Annotated in this window: 17 protein-coding genes; 5 read left to right on the top strand and 12 right to left on the bottom strand. The window is 37.9% G+C overall.

All coding sequences use genetic code 11. The annotated features are described in order from the left end of the window. Positions 1-8: 8 nt before the first annotated feature. Positions 9-1,025 carry an XdhC family protein gene (locus tag ACLPIE_RS02130; RefSeq protein WP_430259221.1) on the top strand — a complete coding sequence of 339 codons (1,017 nt, stop codon included), beginning with the start codon at positions 9-11 and terminating at the stop codon, positions 1,023-1,025. Positions 1,026-1,097: 72 nt separating this feature from the next. Here the strand turns inward: ACLPIE_RS02130 and ACLPIE_RS02125 are convergent, their stop codons facing one another. From ACLPIE_RS02125 to ACLPIE_RS02100, 6 genes are all read right to left on the bottom strand, one after another. Beyond that, entirely contained in the window at positions 1,098-1,451 is a 354-nt protein-coding gene (locus tag ACLPIE_RS02125) for a RidA family protein (protein ID WP_430259219.1), read from the bottom strand. A 2-nt stretch (positions 1,452-1,453) separates the two neighbouring features. After that, positions 1,454-2,695 (bottom strand): D-amino acid dehydrogenase, encoded by a 1,242-nt coding sequence (locus ACLPIE_RS02120; protein ID WP_430259217.1) that lies wholly within the window; start codon positions 2,693-2,695, stop codon positions 1,454-1,456. A gap of 56 nt (positions 2,696-2,751) precedes the next feature. Further along, positions 2,752-3,660: a LysR family transcriptional regulator gene (locus tag ACLPIE_RS02115; RefSeq protein ID WP_430259215.1), complete on the bottom strand. Its 909-nt coding sequence runs from the start codon at positions 3,658-3,660 to the stop codon at positions 2,752-2,754. A 240-nt stretch (positions 3,661-3,900) separates the two neighbouring features. After that, entirely contained in the window at positions 3,901-5,106 is a 1,206-nt protein-coding gene (gene gltS / locus ACLPIE_RS02110) for a sodium/glutamate symporter (RefSeq protein ID WP_430259213.1), read from the bottom strand. 691 nt (positions 5,107-5,797) lie between these two features. Continuing rightward, positions 5,798-7,141, bottom strand: a complete 1,344-nt coding sequence (locus ACLPIE_RS02105) for an NCS2 family permease (protein ID WP_430259211.1) — start codon at positions 7,139-7,141, stop codon at positions 5,798-5,800. 17 nt (positions 7,142-7,158) lie between these two features. Beyond that, positions 7,159-8,949, bottom strand: a complete 1,791-nt coding sequence (locus ACLPIE_RS02100; protein WP_430259209.1) for an adenine deaminase — start codon at positions 8,947-8,949, stop codon at positions 7,159-7,161. Positions 8,950-9,095: 146 nt separating this feature from the next. On the opposite strand from ACLPIE_RS02100, the gene ACLPIE_RS02095 reads away from it, so the two are divergent. The 3 genes from ACLPIE_RS02095 to ACLPIE_RS02085 all read left to right on the top strand — a co-directional run bounded on the left by ACLPIE_RS02095 (position 9,096) and on the right by ACLPIE_RS02085 (position 12,297). Beyond that, positions 9,096-10,025: a LysR family transcriptional regulator gene (locus ACLPIE_RS02095; RefSeq protein WP_430259207.1), complete on the top strand. Its 930-nt coding sequence runs from the start codon at positions 9,096-9,098 to the stop codon at positions 10,023-10,025. 449 nt (positions 10,026-10,474) lie between these two features. Next, positions 10,475-11,377: a hypothetical protein gene (locus tag ACLPIE_RS02090; RefSeq protein ID WP_430259206.1), complete on the top strand. Its 903-nt coding sequence runs from the start codon at positions 10,475-10,477 to the stop codon at positions 11,375-11,377. A 185-nt stretch (positions 11,378-11,562) separates the two neighbouring features. Next, on the top strand, positions 11,563-12,297 hold the full coding sequence (locus ACLPIE_RS02085) for a vWA domain-containing protein (protein WP_430259204.1): 735 nt from the start codon (positions 11,563-11,565) through the stop codon (positions 12,295-12,297). A 147-nt stretch (positions 12,298-12,444) separates the two neighbouring features. Here the strand turns inward: ACLPIE_RS02085 and efeB are convergent, their stop codons facing one another. The 5 genes from efeB to ACLPIE_RS02060 all read right to left on the bottom strand — a co-directional run bounded on the left by efeB (position 12,445) and on the right by ACLPIE_RS02060 (position 16,446). Continuing rightward, positions 12,445-13,719, bottom strand: coding sequence for an iron uptake transporter deferrochelatase/peroxidase subunit (efeB, locus tag ACLPIE_RS02080; RefSeq protein WP_430259202.1), 1,275 nt, complete (start codon positions 13,717-13,719; stop codon positions 12,445-12,447). A gap of 11 nt (positions 13,720-13,730) precedes the next feature. Continuing rightward, positions 13,731-14,633 carry an EfeM/EfeO family lipoprotein gene (locus tag ACLPIE_RS02075; RefSeq protein ID WP_430259200.1) on the bottom strand — a complete coding sequence of 301 codons (903 nt, stop codon included), beginning with the start codon at positions 14,631-14,633 and terminating at the stop codon, positions 13,731-13,733. Beyond that, positions 14,611-15,459: an FTR1 family iron permease gene (locus ACLPIE_RS02070; protein ID WP_430259199.1), complete on the bottom strand. Its 849-nt coding sequence runs from the start codon at positions 15,457-15,459 to the stop codon at positions 14,611-14,613. The genes ACLPIE_RS02075 and ACLPIE_RS02070 overlap by 23 nt, the downstream gene beginning before the upstream one ends. A gap of 11 nt (positions 15,460-15,470) precedes the next feature. Further along, positions 15,471-15,806, bottom strand: coding sequence for a cupredoxin domain-containing protein (locus tag ACLPIE_RS02065; RefSeq protein WP_430259197.1), 336 nt, complete (start codon positions 15,804-15,806; stop codon positions 15,471-15,473). 82 nt (positions 15,807-15,888) lie between these two features. Then, positions 15,889-16,446, bottom strand: a complete 558-nt coding sequence (locus ACLPIE_RS02060; protein WP_430259195.1) for an iron transporter — start codon at positions 16,444-16,446, stop codon at positions 15,889-15,891. A gap of 283 nt (positions 16,447-16,729) precedes the next feature. Here ACLPIE_RS02060 and ACLPIE_RS02055 point away from each other — a divergent pair, with 283 nt between their 5' ends. Further along, complete coding sequence (locus tag ACLPIE_RS02055; RefSeq protein WP_430259193.1) at positions 16,730-17,659, top strand: DUF7916 family protein; 930 nt, start codon at positions 16,730-16,732, stop codon at positions 17,657-17,659. A 243-nt stretch (positions 17,660-17,902) separates the two neighbouring features. Here the strand turns inward: ACLPIE_RS02055 and ACLPIE_RS02050 are convergent, their stop codons facing one another. After that, entirely contained in the window at positions 17,903-18,859 is a 957-nt protein-coding gene (locus ACLPIE_RS02050) for a hypothetical protein (RefSeq protein WP_430259191.1), read from the bottom strand. Positions 18,860-19,294: the final 435 nt, after the last annotated feature.

Below are 19,294 nucleotides of genomic sequence, written 5' to 3'. Positions count from 1 at the left end.
GTGTAGATATGTTACGTGAAGATGTTTTTGTCATCTCTCAAGCCGTTGCTTGGATACAGGAAGAACCTATCTGGCTATGTACGGTATTAAATACTTACGGGTCTTCGCCTCGAAGCCCAGGCTCTCTTTTGGTTGCAAAAAAAAATGGACAATATTCAGGCTCGCTTTCTGGTGGTTGCATTGAAGAGGATTTTATTCAACGGATAAAAAATAGCGAATACACCGAGGCCAGTCAAATTGTTCGTTATGGGCGAGGTGGCATTGAGGCCAAGGTTAATTTACCTTGTGATGGTAGTTTGGATGTATTGATTGAATATCTACCAAACGATGATAACTCGCTCAATTACTTGACAGAAATCCAAAATGCACTACTGGGTTATACCGCGATTATTAAAAAAATCACATTACCATTGGGAGGGGAAATACAAACAGCGGATAATGCAGAATTGCCTACGCAAATAGAGCATGATGGCGATAACATTCAATTATATATTGCAGCTCCACCGAGGCTTATTATTGCCGGTATTTCTACGGTAGGTGTCTACTGTGCCAATTTTGCATTAACGTTAGGTTTTGAAGTGATTATTTGCGATCATCGAAATGATGAGTTAGCTCGCTTTGCAAATCAAATTCCCTCTCAAGTTGAGGTTGTGAATTTATTTCCAGCTCGCTATTTAGAAGAAAACGGATGCACGCCAAATACCGCCATTGTGTCGTTAACTCATGACCCGAGAATTGATGATTTAACGTTAATGGAAGCCGTCAATTTAGCTGCGTTTTATATTGGTGCTATGGGATCTGTGCGAACAAGTGCTCGACGGCGAGAACGTTTAGCAAGATCGGGCGGGATGTCACTGAATGAAATTGAACGTATTCACGCACCAATTGGTATTCCGATTGGCAGCAAAACACCGCCAGAAATAGCTTTAGCCATTATGGCGGATATTGTGGCTTATAAAAATGGCATTAAAGGAAACCTAAGTGCTAAGCAACAGGCTCCACAATTGTCTGCTGTTAGTCCGTAGGCGAGATAATAAAAAAGACATAGTAATATGATGCCGATTACTATGTCTTTATAGCACGAATTCTTTATAGCACTAATATTGTGCGGCAATGACCATAATTTCAACCAGTACTTGCTCTCGCGCCATATTGGCCTCAACCGCTGCACGTGCAGGGCTATTTTCCACGGGCATCCAGTTTTCCCACGCTTGGTTAAAACCTGAGAAATCGCGAGCCATATTTTTAATCCAAACTTGCGCGGATAAAATACGGGTTTTATCACTATGACTGGCTGCTAATAAGTTATCAATTTTCGATAAAACGTCTTGGGTTTGCTGGATAATGTCGCCATTTAAATCATTGGGCACTTGCCCTGACAAATACACTATTCCTGCATGTTCAACACTGTCAGCTAAGCGCGGCTTTGGGTTATTACGTTTAATAGACATAGTCACCTTGTTAATCCGGTTAAAGAAATGGGGGAGGTTTGTTTTGTGATAAGTTGAGTTAATATTTCTGCGCTACCCGCTGCGAGTGTAAACCCTAAACTGCCATGACCAATATTCAGCCAAAGGTTTTTATAGGCTGTTTTTCCTAAAATAGGTGGCCCTTTAGGGGTCGATGGGCGTAGCCCACACCAGCTTTCAGCTTCGTCAATTTTAGGTAAATCAGGAAAGGTTTGTTTTATAATCTTCTTCAGGGCTTGTATTCTATTTTCACGTAAGCCTTCTTTGTCATAACCAATATCAACCATCGCAGCGATGCGTAATTGCTCATTAAGTTTGGCATAGACAATTTTATTACCATAATCTGTTACATTAATTTTAGGAACAATATGTTCTACATGAGGGTACTCGACACTCAGGCTATAGCCCTTTAACCCCAAAATAGGGACATTAATATTTAACGGCTGTAATAACTGACGGCTACCATTACCTGCACAAATAATGATTTCATCGGCTAGAATAGTTCCCTGGTGTGTCACAACCCCAGTAACACGGTCATCTTGCTTAATAAAAGATTGAACCGAGTGTTGTAAGCAAAGATTGAATTGGGGGTGGGTATTTAAATATTGTAGTAGGCTTTTACAGAATAAATAACAGTCAGCACTTTCATCATCAGGTGCATAAATAGCTCCCACTAATTGTGATTGAATATTTTTTAATGAAGGCTCTAGTTCAACAATTTGGTGTGGATTTAATATCTTTTGAAATTGGCTATCAACAGTTTCACTGGCTTTTTGAAAACTTTTCTGTTCACGGTGGATAATTAATTTACCTGATTTTTCCCAAGCAAAATCAGCGAGATCACCACTATGACGCCAGAAATTCATTGCTTTTTGGCTGAATAATGATAACCGTAATAGATGGGCGCCATTAATTTTGTTGGTTCTTCGGTTACAGGCTAAGGTAAATTGTGCCAGCCAAGACCATTGTTGCAAAGAGGGGGTAATTTTAAGGTTTAACGGAGAGTCATTCTTTCCCATCCAGCTCAAACCTTGCAATGGCACGCCAGCATCCGCAAGTGGCGAAACATAACGATAACTAAGTTGCCCACCATTAGCAAAACTTGTTTGCATTCCCACATCCGTTTCAGACTCAATTAAAGTGACTGTTTGGCCTGCTTTAATGAGTGCATACGCAGTGCTGAGTCCAATAACACCGGCTCCGATAACCGCCACATGTTTAGCCATAATATTCCGCAATCAATAATAACCAAGGAGTTATTATTTAACGGTGAATAGATTAACTAAACAATTGAGTTTTTATTACTAGAGTATAACTTTTGGTTAACTACTTTATTGCGCTTTTCAAGTGTTAAAGCCAAGGTATTGACATAATTTTGTGCCGCTTTAGTTAATGGTCTATCTGCTCGATGGAAAACAGAAACAGCGAGTTGCAAGTCCTCTTTTAGTGGGTAAATCATGGATTCTGGTAATGTATGTTCCGCAGAAAAAATATCAGTAATACTGCAACCTAAACCTGCTTGTACAAACTCTGCGGCCATATGATAGGTATGTACACTAATGTTTGATTCGGCAAATTCATGGCGTTTTTGTAATAATTGTGACAGGGAGTCTGAGCCTGGATGTATCCAACGTTCTTGGTCAATATCAACGAGCGAAACCGGAGATTGTAATGGTGGCTTGCTATCGACATAGACTAACGGAATATTGGCAATCGGTAAAACGGTAATGCCACCTTCAATTTCAAGATTAAAACCGATACCGATATCGAGATCTTGCTGGGTCAATAATTGCAAAATATCTGTTGTATGGTGCGTGCCAATAGTTAGTTTAATATTTGGGTGTTTTTTAATAAATAAAGCGGTCACTTCAGGCACTAAGTTTAATCCCAAACTGGGAAGGCAACCTACCGCGAGTTTTCCTTGTGGGTTACGTGACAAATTTTGCGCTAAAATTCTGAGCTTATCGAGATTTTGATAAACCTCTTTGGCTTCTTCATACAATAATTTGGCTTCAACTGTGGGAATTAATTTCCCTCTGATCCGTTGAAATAAAACTAGCCCAAGTTGTTGCTCTGCATGCTTTAACGCTTTACTAGCAGCAGGTTGAGAAATATGCAAAACTTCGGCTGCGCGAGTTAGCGAGCCACAAGTCATTACTGCGTAAAAAATATCAAGATGCCTTAACTTCATTCTATAAAACCTACTATTTTCTTCTATATCCTTATATTAACGAAATAAATTAAATTAATCCGAGGGGGGTATCACTTTATAATCATGAACGATTAGCGATAATTGATTTAGTTTTACGTAAACCCTTAAGTAGCCATTTATGACTAATGAGTTGTAGAGAAGAAAAGGGGATACAAAATGCGGATAGAGGAAAGCTAGCCTATAGCTTTTGGTTATAGACTAGCGTGTTTTTCGGTGAAACTAAGTGAAGTAAGTGCCTATTTCGATAAAGAGCTTAATTAATATACTATTTGAAATATCAACAATAAAAGCGCCTACCATAGGGACAACTAGAAAGGCTTTATGGGATGGACTAAATGCTTTGGTTACCGTTTGCATGTTAGCAATCGCTGTTGGTGTTGCCCCCATGCCAAAACCACAATGCCCCGCACTGATGACTACTGCGTCATAATCTTTGCCCATCATCTTAAAGGTTACAAAGCAGGCAAATAACACCATTACAACGGTTTGCACGGCAATAATAATTAAAACAGGCCCTGCCATACTCGCCAATTGGCCAAATTTTAATGACATTAACGCCATCGCTAAGAATAATGATAGTGCGACGCTGCCCAACACATCGACAGTGGGTTCAAATACCTCATGTTTAAATACATGTGTTAACACATTACGAATAATAATACCGACAAATAAACACCAAACAAACGTTGGTAAGTGCATGACAGTGTCTTTAAATAACTCACTAATATAGCCACCCGCAACAATGCAGATAATTAACATTGAGATGGTCTCAATCACATTATTAGCATTAATTTTACGCTTAACACTAGGCTGCTCAAAGGCTTCAATAATGGTTTCTTTTTCAAGTTCAGTGGCCTTTGGTATAGTGACTTTTTTTAATAAGTGTCTGGCGACAGGGCCTCCGATTAATCCTCCTAGAACTAAGCCTAAAGTTGCACATGCCATGGCTAATTCTACGGCACCAGTGACGCCATATTTATCAGCGAGTATGGGACCCCAAGCTCCTGCATTGCCATGCCCTCCCGTTAAAGTTACTGAACCTGCAATTAAGCCAATAAATGGATTTTCATTTAATATGAGTGCCATTCCCATACCAACTGTATTTTGAATAGCAATTAAAATGGTCACTGCAATAGTTAATACAACGAGTGGTTTTCCGCCTTTTATTAATCGAGAAAAATCTGAGCTTAAACCAATTGATGAGAAAAAGGTTATCATCAAGATACTTTGTAATGATGTATCAAAAGTAAAGGTATAACCCGATGTTTTATCAACGATTAACAAGATAATGGCAACGATAAAACCACCAACTACGGCTTCAGGAATATGATTTTTTTGGAGGAATGGAGTGTATTTGACAACAAACATACCTATTAAGAGCGCTAAACAAGCGACCAATAAAGTGTAGCTGGCATCTAGGATCATTGTTTTACCTCAAGTTAGGTTACCAGAGCTTTTACAGTTGTTATTTAACATTAATGATAAATAAAGTTACTTTGCTTAACTTTTTTTTAACAATGAGTTTTGTTTAGGTATCTATAACTTTTAGTTAATCACGATATTTTAATGTATGGATGTGAATGCGGTTTTAGAATGTGTAAATTTTCATGTTGGTTATAGTTAAATATATGTTATTTATGCTATTTTAAGCTTTATTGATTCTGTCTTAACTTATACCGCCTCAACAGAAAAAGGGATCTGTGCATCAATGTGATACTCAAAAGGAATAGTGATAAGTGTGATGTACAACATAAAAAACACCTAGCTGTAGCATGGTTAATGATGGTAGTAAGGAACTACAGAGAATTAGTCTTAATTTCAACCAATCAAGATTACATGACCACTTTTATATTGCCGGCTTATTTGTAATAAAGGTGTCATTTATTTCTAGAGTGTAGCCTATTTTTTTATCATCTTATTACTATTATCTGAATAAGCTAGTAGCTTAATAGTTTGTTTTATACTCATTTCTACTTCATATCCACCTTTGATTTAGTTCACTGAAAACAGGGTTAGTATTGTAGCTCAGACCACTAATAAAGTTTTTGTTAAATATTGTTGACTTTATCTGCGGTCTGAGTTGTTAAGAATATCGGTTTTCGGTGTCAGGAAGTCATTAGTGTTTCACTAATGTCGAGAAATAATAAACCAGTGGAACCGCCAAGATCCACAGACTAATTGGAATTTCACGCCATTTGCCAGCAACCGCCTTAATTAAAATATAAAATAACAAGCCACCTGCAATACCGGTTCCGAAGCTATTGGCAATTAACGTGATCATCACCATCATTAAGACAGGTAGGCCGTCGGTAAAATTAGCCAAGTCAACTTTCCGTAACCCGCTAAACATATTTAAACCTATTAATATTAATGCAGGTGCTGTTGCTTGCGCTGGGATCATTAATGCAACTGGCGTGAATAACAACATTAATAAAAACATGAATGCGGCCGTAAGTGCTGTTACTCCTGTTTTTCCTCCTGCTTCAGCCGCGGCTGATGATTCGATTAAGGCTGTTGCAGCTGGAATTCCAACACAAGGACCTAATGCCGCAGCAATAGAATCAACGATAAATGGTCGATTAATATTTGGCATGTTGCCTTCTTTATCTAATAGGCCGGCTTCGCCACCCACGGCTAATGTTGTGCCCATAGTAGAGAAAAACTCAGCGGCAAAAAAGACGAATAAAAATGGTAAAAATGCAATATTTAATGCGCCAATTAAATCAACCTGTCCTAGAACTGGTGCGACAGAATGGGGCATGCCAATAAAACTTTCTGGTAATTTTGTGACGCCAAATGGAATGCCTAAAAGAGTGGCAAATAAAATTGCCCATAATATTCCGCCAGGGATCTTACGAGCTTGCAATGCGATAGCGACAAAAAAACCAGCAAGGGCAACTAATGCACCGGGAGAAAGGAAATCGCCTAACATTAATGCATTTGTTTTTGGGTTGGCTAGAACTAAACCCGCATTTCGAAAACCTAATATTGCGACGAAAAGACCAATTGATGCAGTTAATCCGAGTTTAATTGATTGAGGAACGGAACGGGTGACAACTTCACGCAAACCGAACTTTGTTAACAGAAAAAATAAAATACCTGACCAGCAAGCAATCCCCAATCCAATTTGCCAATCAATTCCTTCGCTGCCAGCCAAAGTAATACCGACTAAGACAGAGCCACCAATACCAGGGCCAACAATAAAGGGTAAATTCGCATAGAAAGCCATTAACAAACTAGCAAGTACAAAAACAATAATCGTCCCTGTCGTTGCTGCGCCTTTATCCATCCCACCGGCAGCTAATAAACTGGGAATAACGACCAATAAATAAGCTGCGGCTAGAAAACCGGTGATACCTGCTAAACACTCTGTTTTAATTGAACTTCCACGCGCTCGTAATGCAAAACGCTTTTCTAACCAACTCCCTGATGTTGGCGTATTCATTGAATAGTCAGCCATTAATGGCTCTCCTGTGATTATTTTTTAGTATTGGTTGAGTGCTCAGTTAAATGTACAACTGGATTAACAATTTGGCGTGTGCTGCCATCGGTTAGCCCTAGGTCAGTTAAATGAGGCCCTGCATTACAGGCAAGGCAAGTCCCTTCAATGGCTTTGAAAACACGGTAAGGCGGTTCCCAATCAGCAATTTTATGGCTTAAGTCACGTAGTTGACGAAACTGTTCGGCAAGTTCTGCGGCGGGTAAATCCGATAGCATGCCAGCGATTGGCATAGCGACATGGGCTAAAACCTTGCCATTTTGCACTAAAGCCATGCCTCCACCACTTTCAATCAATAAATTAGCAGCGATCGCCATATCTTGAGGATCACGACCTAGCACAACAAGATTATGAGAATCATGGGAATAGCTGGTGGCAATAGCACCACGTAATTCACCCCAACCTTCGAGCAGGGCAATTTGTGGCAATGCAGCATGGCGAGCATGACGATGTTGAACGCGAATAAAATTAAAATTATCAGGAAGTTGTACTATACCATCAATAACTTGGACATCGACTTCTCCCCATTGGGTAAAGCGCGCACCGCTGATATGGCGCAATCGTGCTATTCCATTATTTATTCCATCAATTTTAAGTTTACAATCATCCGCCGTAATAGGTGGGAGGTGCATTGTATCCCGTGGCGGTAAAATATCTGATGGAGAGCTTATGGGATTAATTAATTTACCTTTTTCTGCAATTTTTTTACCTGCTACATAAACCGCTTGTGCTTTTAACGTGGTTAGTGAGTCAAAGAGCACAAAGTTAGCTTTTCTTCCTGCGGCTATCAAACCAAGGTCATTACGTTGTAAGCGGATTGCTGCATTGAGCGTGGCAAAGCGTAGTACATCAGTTGCTGGCATTCCGTTTTCAATCAATAGGTTGAGCAAAGCAATAATGCCACCTTTTTCTATTAACATGTCCGGTGGCACATCATCAGTACATACGGTAATTTGTGATGACAAGTGAGGTAATGATTTGAGTGCTGCGACAATATCGGGGAGCAAATAGGGGTGTGAACCTCTAATTTCTAAAGTAAGACCGGCTCTGAGTTTTTCAAGTGCGTCCTCTGCGGAAGTTAATTCATGATCAGATGTCACTCCAGCTGCAAGGTAAGCTTGCAGGTCAGCGCCTTTTAAACCCCGAGCGTGGCCTTCGATTAATTTGCCTGATTGAAGACCTGCATGTAATACCTCTTCCATTTTCTCACTGCCATGGAGCACACCATGCATATCCATCACTTCGGCAACGCCTCTTACTTCGGGCCAACTAAGCATTGTCGACATTTCTTTCCCAGCAAAATCTGCACCTGACATTTCTAACCCAGGCGTTGAAGGAACTGACGATGGCGCCGCAACCATCACATCTAGTGGTAAGTTTCTACTTGAATCAATAGCATAACGAACCCCTTCTAATCCCAGCACATTTGCAAGTTCATGGGGGTCCCAAAACACTGCTGTTGTGCCTTGAGTTAATACAATCTCAGCGTAACGGGTAGGTGGTAAATGGGAGCTTTCAATGTGGACATGGGTATCAATGAATCCTGGGGAGATGACATAACCTGATAAATTATGTGTTTCCTTGGCATCTGTACGGGAACCTGTTGGGTGAACACTGGCGATTAGGTTGCCAACAATACCTATGTCCGCGGGGCGGATTTCGCCAGTGACCATATCAACAATATTGGCTTGAGTGAGTAAAAGGTCAAAAGGAATATTGCCTTTTGCTGCTTGAATTGCGTTGCGTCTATTTTGTTCTGTTATGCTCATAAAAAGGCCATCCATATGATTGATGATTGCTACTTTATGAGCAAGGCAAACGTTTGCCAAGATGATAAAACTTATCATGCCATAAGAAATAGTTATAATGGCATGAATATATCATGGTTACTTAATCAAGGTGAAAATAGACTATCATGACAGAACCTTGGCAGAGACTGCCTGCATTAACACTGAAACAGTTACAGTATTTTGTTACGTTAGCGAAATTGCGGCATTTTACTGAAACTGCCAATCGTCTAGCCGTGAGCCAACCTGCGCTAAGTAGTGCGTTGAGGCAAATTGAGTCTGTGCTAGGCGGGAAGCTAATTAATCGGACAGCTTCATCTGTTACATTGACTGAATTAGGGGCTGCAATTTTACCCCATGCACAGCAAATATTGAGCGTGTCACACCGTGCATTTAGTGATATTCAAAAAATTATTGAAGAAGGTGGTGATGGCGTATTACGTATTGGGCTGGTGCCTTCTGTCAGTTCATTACTATTTCCTACGGTACCTGAGCAATTAAATCAATTTTTTCCTAGATTAAAAATCGAATTTTATGACCAAACTAATGACTCTTTAATTAACCAATTAATTAGCCATGAAATTGATTTTGGAATAGGGGTTATCGATAGCTTAGTTCCTCGCGATTTGACTATTTTTCCTCTACAGGATGACCCATTTGTTGCCGTTGTCCACAATGATGATGTATTAGCAAACAATGAATTTCATTTTCCTTGGAAGTTGCTAAATAACCGAGATATTGCCGTATTTTCAAAAGGAAATATCAAACGTTTAGTTGCTGCAACCATTGAAAGCCATCGTTTAAAATTAAATATTCTTTATCAAGTTGACTACATTGAAACCTTGTATGGCTTAGTTCGTTCTAAACTAGCTGTTGCTATTTTGCCTCAGCTTTATACTGTTCATTTACGTGACCCTGAATTGAAAGTATTACAACTTCAGCAGCCTGCGTTAACTCGTACTGTTGCGCTGATGCGTAATAACCAGACAACGACGCCCATAATGGAGGATGTTTTTCAACTGTTAATCAAAATACTACGCGGCAATACAAGACAGTAAGTTCATTATTCATCTATTATTTGGCATCATGATTAAGTTTATTTTTTAAATAAGTGGAAGCTAGACATAGGACTTATTAATCACATCATAGTCGTATCTATTAATACTTATTTCCATCAATATCTTTATGCTTTATGATAATGAGGTATACAATAGATTAAAATGATTTTATAAATGAGTGATATTTGACTTATAGTGTTTGTTTTTATTCGTTGAGTGAGTTTTTAACTGTATGATTTTTAATTTAATGTAAAAAACATTATTAATTATATGGTTATCGTAGAGGTAGGGCTAGATAGCATTTATCGTAAAGTTATTTTTATTATTTTAAATTAATACTTTTTTATAGTGAATCTTGAAATTAAAGAGTGGTTATACATATGGTCAAATAACATATTTAATATTTTTTCTTGATTTTAATAGTATAAAAGCAGTGTATGGGATTTATTATGAAAACAATACTAAAATGCAGTTGGTTGATAGCGGCGGTTGTCTCTCTTTCTGCTTGTGATGATATTGAGAACTATGGGGGTAAAGGAAAGTTTTATTATAGTAACCCAAGTACTCACACTATTACATTTAAGCTAGACGATAAAAACTACGATATTTTTCCTGATAGCAAAGGTGTTATTTTTCTGTCTAGTGGCTTACATCATTTGGAAAATGCTCAAGGTGATGTCACTGATTTTTTTATTTTTGAGAATAATTCGGGTGGAATTATTAATCCAAATCAATTTGTTTACTATACGTTATCTGAAGTGTATGCCGTTGATGGTAAGGAAACGCATTTTAAGCCAGCAAATTATCCTATTGTTATAAATGGTCATACGCTAGATCTCCCAATACGTAGTTCTAACTCAATCGTTATTGATGGAAATTTATTCGGCTGTAATTACCCGATTGGTGAGGAGTTCCCCGAGTCAATAACACTTAATGATCATAAATTAGAGGGGAATATTAAGTCTAAGTGCTTTGATAAGCTAGAACTGATTAAATACATGAAGGATGTATATGGAGAGAATTTGTTACCTCAGAATAATTATAATGACTCACTATATTCAGATTCCATTAATATGAATTTTTTTTATGATATACCGAGGGCGAACTTTGATAACCCAAGTGTGCAGCAAAAAGCAGAGCTCTTAGTTCAGCTAGTGACTCAATTAAAAAACTCAAATGACGCCAATATTCATAAAAAATTAAATAAAAGTTTTCATCAGGCCGTTATTGAATTTGTTGATACATACGCAGAAAACGCTACATCAAATACAGCATCTGAGAATATAGAATATAATAATTTTATTCAAAGAATTAATTTTCTGAGAGAAAATGGAGTTTGGATAAGAGAATGATGCTTTAAATTTTTAATTAGAAAAGATAACAATCCTTGATGCCTTTTTTAGCGTAATTATTGTCTAGAGTGGTGAATTAAGAAAATGCTGATTAATTAAGCAGAGTAATCTTATTTGAAATATTTGTCGAAAAAGAGAAATTGGCGTTGGCAATATTTTATTTAACCTCACTAGGGAACTTGGCGATGAAATTAACAAAAAAATATTTTTTCACCGTTATATCGACAGCATTTATATTGCTATTATCTTCTCTTGCAATGAGTAAGACCATTATTGAGCAAAAAAAAGATTCTGATGTTCTAGATTTGGTTTTTATATTGGACAAAAGTGGTTCAATGTCAGGGTTCGAGTCAGACACTATTGGTGGATACAACAGTGTTCTTACTGAAAATAAAGTGAAAAATTCAGAAACTTATATCACAACTATTCTCTTTAATGATAAAACAAGCCTGCTTCATGATAGAGAGCCTATTGCGAAAGTGTCCAATTTAACATTGGATGATTACCCTGTTGGTGGTTATACCGCACTGTTAGATGCTATTGGGGACGGCATCGAAAAAATGCGCGAAAATAGGAAAGTGACAAAAAATAATAATGTACTTTTCGTCATTATTACTGACGGTGAAGAAAACAGTAGCCGTAAATATTCCTATTCTAAGATTAAAACTATGATTAAATCAGCAGAAACAGAAGATAAGTGGGACTTTATTTTCTTAGGTGCCAATATTGATGCTATTTCAGAAGCTGAAAATATCGGAATTAAAAGTTCGAATGCGGCAGGTTACGTGCAGGATGGCACGGGGTACTATAAGGCCTACCGTGCTGTAAATAAAGCCGTTGAAGCAAAACAAAAGTCAGCGCCAATATCAGAGGATTGGAAACAGGAAGTTGAAGCAGATGTGAAGGAACGCAAAAAATAAAAAGGTTACCAAGCCAAGAGGGAGCATTGCCAAAGGAGTGCATCACGGATGATGCTGCCAAAGGATCTGGCTATTTAAGTAGAGTGTCATTGCTGTATCAGTAAAGCCCCTAGGTTTATCTGGGGGTCTTTACTTGATAATGAAATATTAATTTGCTTGTTTTAGCGCGGCAAACAATTTTTCGGCGAGAAATTCTTTAGTTGACTCGATACCAGGTAAAACAAAGTAATATCCGCCACCAAATGGCTTGATATAACGCTCAAGAGGTTCCCCATTAAGGCGTTTTTGAGTATCGATAAAGCCAGTTTTTAAATTTCGTTGATACGAGACAAAAATTAATCCCATGTCTAAAGCGCCAGCACCCGTTAGGCCTAAAGAATAGCTATAGCTTCTTCTTCTCAGCTTTGCGGTATGACGCTCGGGGTTACGTGGTTCTGCTCGGCGCATATGGGAATCAAATAAGATGCGGTCGCCATGAGGGTCTTTTTCAAAAGCAGGGTCATCTTGTTCATTTTTCATGCCTATTGGGGCACCAGAATCTTTATGTCGACCAAAATCATTTTCTTGGTCTTCGAGTGGTGTTCTATCCCAAAACTCAAGGTTAAAACGAATAAGGCGTACTGCTTGATAAGTTCCCCCATCACACCAAGATGGCTCAGTGCTTTCAGCGGTAATCCAAATTAAGTCATTCATTAACGCGCTATCATCGGCTGGCGCATTACCTGTTCCATCCTTAAAGCCAAATAGGTTAATTGGCGTGGTGTGATTGTCGATAGCTCGGGCAGGCAAAAAACCATCAATTTTCCATAATGGGAAACAATAAGCTGATATATGCCGCAGGATATCTCTCAATGCATAGATCACGCTTTCTTGGCTATTGGCACATATTTGCAGCAGTATATCACCGCCGCACCATTTTTTCTCTAAACGATCGTTAGGAAAACTGGTCATTTCACTAAGGTATTTTGGTTTAAGCTTTTCTAAGCCAAATCGATGATCAAAAAGTGGATTGCCTAAAGCAACAGTAATGGTTAACGAGTCAGGTTGTAGGTGCGTACCAAGAATACCTGATTCGGCTGGGGGCATTTTATCGTTTTTTGTTGAAGACGCTTGCTGAGGTTGGGTTAGATAAGCGATACGCTTCGTTAATAGTGAAAAAATAGTTTGCAACTCTTCAACGGTATTTGAGGTGACATTGAAAGCAATAAAAGAAGCGCATTTTTGTTCAGGTGTTAAAACGCCCGCTTGATGCTTTCCTAAATAGTTAATTGCTTTGTCATAAGTGAGCTGGCAATTAGCGATATTTTCATTTGCTTTTAATTTTGGCGCTGCTAATACGGCGCTTCCAATGGCGAGTACTTTTAATGCGTTACGTCGAGATAACCCCGATGATTGCAATATGCTTTTAGGTTTAGCTTGCATAAATTTATGCCTTAATATTTATAGTAAACATCAACATCGAGCTGAGCCCGTAATTGCGCTAAGATTTCGGCTTGCTGAGTGAGTAACGAGTAGAGTGCCATTTTGTCTTTTTGTTGTAATTGGCTATAAGGCTGATATTGGTTATTAGAAAGCAGGTATGACTGCATTATTTTATTAATTTGTTGGTTATTTACTTTTATTTGTTCTAATGTTTTAGGTTCAATAAAAGGGGTAATAACATCGATGATTTTTTGTGAGCCGTTTAAGTTAGCAGCAATATCGGTTAGATCAGAGAGACTGTAGATATTTTCTTTACCATCTAACTTAGTTTCTAAAATCATTTCAATAAAGTCGGCTGAAGCTTGTACTAACTTAGGGATCTCAATGGTTTCAGTCGTAACTCGTTTATGCAGATCACGTCCTTTCATTAATAACTCATTAGTCTCTGCTAATGCCGCTTTTGGGTCCTTCTGGGCAAACAATTGATATTCAACGCGATGGAATCCAGTAAAACGAGAGTCTTTTTCTCTATCGAGGAAGTAATCAGCTCTTGGATTTATAGTTCTATCCGTATTACCAAATAAAACAATAATTGGACGTACAGTTTCATAGTGCTGGTGGGCGGCAATGTAAGCTGTTTGGGCTTGTGATAATTTCCCTTGTTGTAAATTTTTCTGCATGGCTTCTAACTGAATGACCATGTCTGCTAATTGAGAGCTAACAAAGGCAAGGTAGGTTTGAATTGAGGTTTGGTATTTTTCAGGTGTTGGAATATCACCTTTGGCAATAATAATGTTATCCCCTGTTTGTACAGGGGATCTTAACGCTTTAGCATTAGCTAATGACGGGTGTGCTATGCTGATGATTAAACTAAATAATATCCATTTATATTTATGCTTTGGCAAGCTGTGCATTTTTTTTGCTCCGAGCAAATAATGGGATCACAATTATCCAGTAGAGGACAAAAGTTATCACACTTAGCCATATAGGTTGTGAACGATAGGCAAAAAATGAGGAAATAAAGTTTCCCGCGATATTTGAGTCATCGAGTAATGCGGTGGTATCCCAAGCAGGATAAATTAAAAATTCAGGAATATTAAAGTCATATTCAATAAGCAAGTTTGCGCTTTCTTCTACACCTTTTAGCAATAATGATAAGGCTAAAAAAAGTAGGATCACCCCCGTGATTTTGAAAAATATAGCCCATGAAATTAAGCGATTTGTTAATAAAAATATGTAAAGAGTTAAACCTGCAATAGCAATGCCGCCTCCAACCTCTATAAAGAATTCAGATGCGTTCGATGAGGTAAGTGACATGATAAAACTAGAGAGGAAGACTACGATTTCACTGCCTTCACGAGCAATAGCAATGGCGATAATTAAGGCAGCTCCCCACCAATTATGGTGTGCTGCATTTCGGTTTATCCCTGACTCAATTTCGGATTTCATCGAGCTGCCATGTTTATTCATCCAATACACCATTTGGACAATAAGGATGCACGCAAGCAACTCCATAAAAATCATAAACAACGATTGACCAGTGTCATCGAGAACATTAAATACACCATAGATGAGAAGAGCAAGCAATATGGATGTTGTAATTCCAAGAGCAACGCCACCCCATAGATATTTCATTCCATTACGTGCATCAGGGTGGCGTTTTATCCAAGCATAGATGATGCCGATTACAAGTAGCGCTTCAAAACTTTCCCGCCAAACGACAAATAAAACTTGTCCCATGTTAAATCCTTCTATTTAGCAATGATCTCGCCTTTGGGGTGAGAAAGGTGGAAGTCATCAAAGAAGGTATAGGTACCTGGTTTTAGTGGTGCAATGACAACAACAGAGCTTGCGCCGGGGGCTAAAACTTTTTCTTTTCTTAATTGAATACTTTCAAATTCAGCGGGTTCGGTACCTGTATTGGTAATTTTAATTCGAATAATGGTTTTTGCGGGTACTTCTAATATCCGTGGAATTAAGTCACCGTTTTTCATTTCTAATTCAACAGTAAACTTCTCCGCGGCATGTGAAGATAGCGAAATCATTGTACAAACGAGAACCAACAAAAAACTCTGTAATGTTTTCATTTTGGCTTGGTTTATCCATTTATAAGTACAAATTAAAAAAGGGCTTGTGTAAAAATAAGCCCTTAACTAATTTAATTAAAAACTAGTAGCTACCCTTACGGCCAATCCCCGCGTAATCAAAGTCCCAAGAAACTTCAAAAGGCTGGAACCAAGGAGCTACACCAGTTTCTTTATCTATATGGCGGCCGAAAGCGATAGCTTTATTATGTGACGGTGGATAAATTTTATAAGTCACTCGATACTTGCCATTACCATCTAACTTGATGTTTTCCCCGTAGTGAGGGCCATCACTAGCCACCATCGGCATAAATGTGCCTGTTTGGGTTTGTGGCTTGTCACCAAGTTTTGTCACGGAATATTCAATGGTTAGATAAGGGATCCAATCACCTTCAGCAAAGCCATTTGGGTTATCTTCAACTGCGTGGATATCTGCCTCTAAATGGACATCAGCTTTATCCGCTGGTAGATGAGACATTGCATGATGACCTTCCTCGGTATCCATCGTGATAGGTTGTAGATAAACACCTTGGATTTCCATTCCATTTTTTATCACAGGGTGGCCAAGCGGATATTCTTGAGCAAATGCAGAGATTGAAAATAGCGCGAGACCCGAAACAGCAGCTTTATAGGCGAGTTTCATTATTATGTCCTTACCATGAGTATATAGGGTTGTAATGATAATCATTACTATTGCCAAAAAACAAGTGAAAATTTATGATAAGTAACTATCAGAAAGAAAAAATGTCCGCTTTTACTATAAAAATCTATACGTTAGAAAAAGTTATTATTTTTCGAAAAATAACGTAACCATAATGTGTTCTATTAGGCCGTTTATTATTTTTTACATGATATATTGCAGATGTCGGATTTTTATGACTTATCGACCCGTTAGTAAATTTTGTTGAATAAATAAAGGTACTGCCATGCAAAAACGTTATCTTGATTGTTCCGCTTCAGAGATTGCAAAACTGAATAAAAAGAGCCTATTAGAGTCAATTAAAGCCAGTGAAGGGCGGATATTGGTTTCAGAAACGATTGGGTCAATTCAACCTGTTTTAATGACGGTGACTAATGCTGAATTGGCGGCTAGCCAAGGGGCAGATATTTTGTTATTGAATGTTTTCGATGTAAATCAACCTATTATGCAGGGATTGCCTGATGGCACTGCGCCGGAAAATATCATTCGCACGCTTAAGCATTTAACTGGGAGAGCGATAGGCGTTAATTTAGAACCTGTGCCTGCGGGGTTTAATAACCCGACTCAAGATGCACAATGGAAGATGTCAGAAGGGCGGCTTGCGACAGTTAAGAATGCGCTAAGATTGAAAGAGATGGGGGCTGATATCATCGTATTAACGGGTAACCCAGGAAATGGGGTGACGAACCAAGAAATCAATCAAAGCTTGAAAGAACTCAAAGCGGTTGTCGGTGAAGATATTGTTCTGATCACTGGAAAAATGCATGCTGCGGGTGTTTTGAATGCCTCCGCTGAACAATTGATTACAGAAGAGGATATTCGAGCGTTTATTGCCAATGGTGCAGATATTATTTTATTACCTGCGCCCGGAACAGTTCCGGGGATTTCATTAGAGTTCGTACAAAAAATGGTTGGATATTGCCATTCACAAGGTGTGATGACGATGACTGCAATTGGTACTTCCCAAGAAGGAGCTGACTTGCAAACAATTAGGCAGATTGCATTGATGTGCAAAATGGCAGGAACAGACTTACATCATATTGGCGACTCCGGTTATAACGGAATTGCTCTTCCTGAAAACATTTTAAATTATAGTATTGTGATCCGCGGTGTTCGACATACTTATTCCAGAATTGCACGCTCTATCAATCGCTAAGTTAATTTTCTAGCCAAAAGAGTGAGAATGACGTGCTCTTTTGGTATTGAGAAAGGTGTATATTGACAAAAATTTATACAATTCCTACCATTCTTCAGGTAAAATTTCGCCCATTTTTTAAAACAATATTTATAACACAATAAAAGAAGTGAGTTATGTCACAAAATACTAATTCGGTGCCAAAAATAGGCTTCGTCTCCCTCGGCTGCCTGAATGATGAAAATACTGTAGTTAAGATGATTATTAATTAATATCATCGTTATAGCTGATATTGCCTTCGAATTCTGGATAAAGCCAACTAAAGAACAGAATTAACCCAATAGCTATAAGAATAGTTGAAGTTAATGACAAAACTAAAGCCCATGAAGGCGGTAAAATGGTGAACCAAAATGGCAATAATATAAATGCAATTCCTAAAACGATGATTGTCAAAATAAAGCCATATATATTTTCTGACCTTCTCTTTGATGGTGCAAATTCAAATGTTTTTGGGTCTATATCGAATTTAGTAAATACACGTTGGTTGATTTTTATATCAGGAATTCTCGCAAGTCCTTTAAGTATAGCTTTGAGCAGCAATTTTCTTTTTTCTACTGGAGAGAATGGGGAGTAGCTGAGCCAGTTCTCGATAGGTAATTTATATTCTTCACTCTCATTTGATGCGTTTTTATATTTAAAAACAAGATAATCAGGTCTAGACCTACCACCTGTTTTGATATGAACAACATATTCAGAGCAAATATTTTTCCAGAGTATTTCAACGTTCATGTTTGGATATGGATCACAAATAAAGCGAAATCCGTTATCATCGATAGAAAAGTAACCAACATTTTTATTAAATCGTTTTAGTAGAGTATAAAAGGAAATTAATAGTATGATCTCAATAGTGACAAAAAGAAACCTTCCTGAGATAACATTCCATAGAATGAGAGAAGTAAATGCACATATCAAAGTACAAAATAGCCATATAAAATAAGTTAATGTTTGGTTTCCATGTTCAATAACTGATCCTATAGGAAGTTTTAATTCATTAGGTAATGGGTAAGTAATTGTTTCAAATTGGATATAAGGATTACGATTGTTGCTAATACTATTGTTACGACTCAGACTATCAGTGCTAAGAATAAGACGGTTGTAGCTATAGTGGTTTCTATTTCGACTTCTGTTTTTACTTTTGTTTTTACTCTTGTGTTTTTTCATTTTCTAAAGACAAGTCGTTGTAATCAATTCTTCTCAGCGAATTCAAATGGTAACATAAGTTAAATTTTTCAGCCATAAGCAATAAAAGTGCTCATGATTTTGGCTTTATATCAACAAAATCCGAAAGGCATAAATCGTGTCATGACAATCATTTTCGTTGACAAAAAATTATACAATTTTCACCATTCTTCAGGTAAATTTTCGTCCATTTTTAAACAATATTTATAACACAGTAAAAGAAGTGAGTTATGTCACAAAATACTAACTCGGTGCCAAAAATAGGTTTCGTCTCCCTAGGCTGCCCGAATGACAAAAATGCTACAGTTTAGTGCGGCTAAAATAAATCCAGTGCTAGATACATAATAGCTGACATCAGGGCTTGCAGGATTAAAATCTAATCAAACCAATAAGGTATATGGTTATAAATTAATATGG

The sequence above is a fragment of the Providencia sp. Me31A genome (genome assembly GCF_050487165.1).
Lineage (GTDB): Bacteria > Pseudomonadota > Gammaproteobacteria > Enterobacterales > Enterobacteriaceae > Providencia.
Note: the sequence above shows the minus strand (reverse complement) of the source record. Positions and strands in the feature narration are given on the sequence as shown.

Bases quoted from the DNA above. Each gene is read 5' to 3' on its own strand.
- ACLPIE_RS02130 (WP_430259221.1), top strand. From the start codon at position 9: ATGTTACGTGAAGATGTTTTTGTCATCTCTCAAGCCGTTGCTTGGATA.
- ACLPIE_RS02125 (WP_430259219.1), bottom strand. From the start codon at position 1,451: ATGTCTATTAAACGTAATAACCCAAAGCCGCGCTTAGCTGACAGTGTT.
- ACLPIE_RS02120 (WP_430259217.1), bottom strand. From the start codon at position 2,695: ATGGCTAAACATGTGGCGGTTATCGGAGCCGGTGTTATTGGACTCAGC.
- ACLPIE_RS02115 (WP_430259215.1), bottom strand. From the start codon at position 3,660: ATGAAGTTAAGGCATCTTGATATTTTTTACGCAGTAATGACTTGTGGC.
- gltS (WP_430259213.1), bottom strand. From the start codon at position 5,106: ATGATCCTAGATGCCAGCTACACTTTATTGGTCGCTTGTTTAGCGCTC.
- ACLPIE_RS02105 (WP_430259211.1), bottom strand. From the start codon at position 7,141: ATGGCTGACTATTCAATGAATACGCCAACATCAGGGAGTTGGTTAGAA.
- ACLPIE_RS02100 (WP_430259209.1), bottom strand. From the start codon at position 8,949: ATGAGCATAACAGAACAAAATAGACGCAACGCAATTCAAGCAGCAAAA.
- ACLPIE_RS02095 (WP_430259207.1), top strand. From the start codon at position 9,096: ATGACAGAACCTTGGCAGAGACTGCCTGCATTAACACTGAAACAGTTA.
- ACLPIE_RS02090 (WP_430259206.1), top strand. From the start codon at position 10,475: ATGAAAACAATACTAAAATGCAGTTGGTTGATAGCGGCGGTTGTCTCT.
- ACLPIE_RS02085 (WP_430259204.1), top strand. From the start codon at position 11,563: ATGAAATTAACAAAAAAATATTTTTTCACCGTTATATCGACAGCATTT.
- efeB (WP_430259202.1), bottom strand. From the start codon at position 13,719: ATGCAAGCTAAACCTAAAAGCATATTGCAATCATCGGGGTTATCTCGA.
- ACLPIE_RS02075 (WP_430259200.1), bottom strand. From the start codon at position 14,633: ATGCACAGCTTGCCAAAGCATAAATATAAATGGATATTATTTAGTTTA.
- ACLPIE_RS02070 (WP_430259199.1), bottom strand. From the start codon at position 15,459: ATGGGACAAGTTTTATTTGTCGTTTGGCGGGAAAGTTTTGAAGCGCTA.
- ACLPIE_RS02065 (WP_430259197.1), bottom strand. From the start codon at position 15,806: ATGAAAACATTACAGAGTTTTTTGTTGGTTCTCGTTTGTACAATGATT.
- ACLPIE_RS02060 (WP_430259195.1), bottom strand. From the start codon at position 16,446: ATGAAACTCGCCTATAAAGCTGCTGTTTCGGGTCTCGCGCTATTTTCA.
- ACLPIE_RS02055 (WP_430259193.1), top strand. From the start codon at position 16,730: ATGCAAAAACGTTATCTTGATTGTTCCGCTTCAGAGATTGCAAAACTG.
- ACLPIE_RS02050 (WP_430259191.1), bottom strand. From the start codon at position 18,859: ATGAAAAAACACAAGAGTAAAAACAAAAGTAAAAACAGAAGTCGAAAT.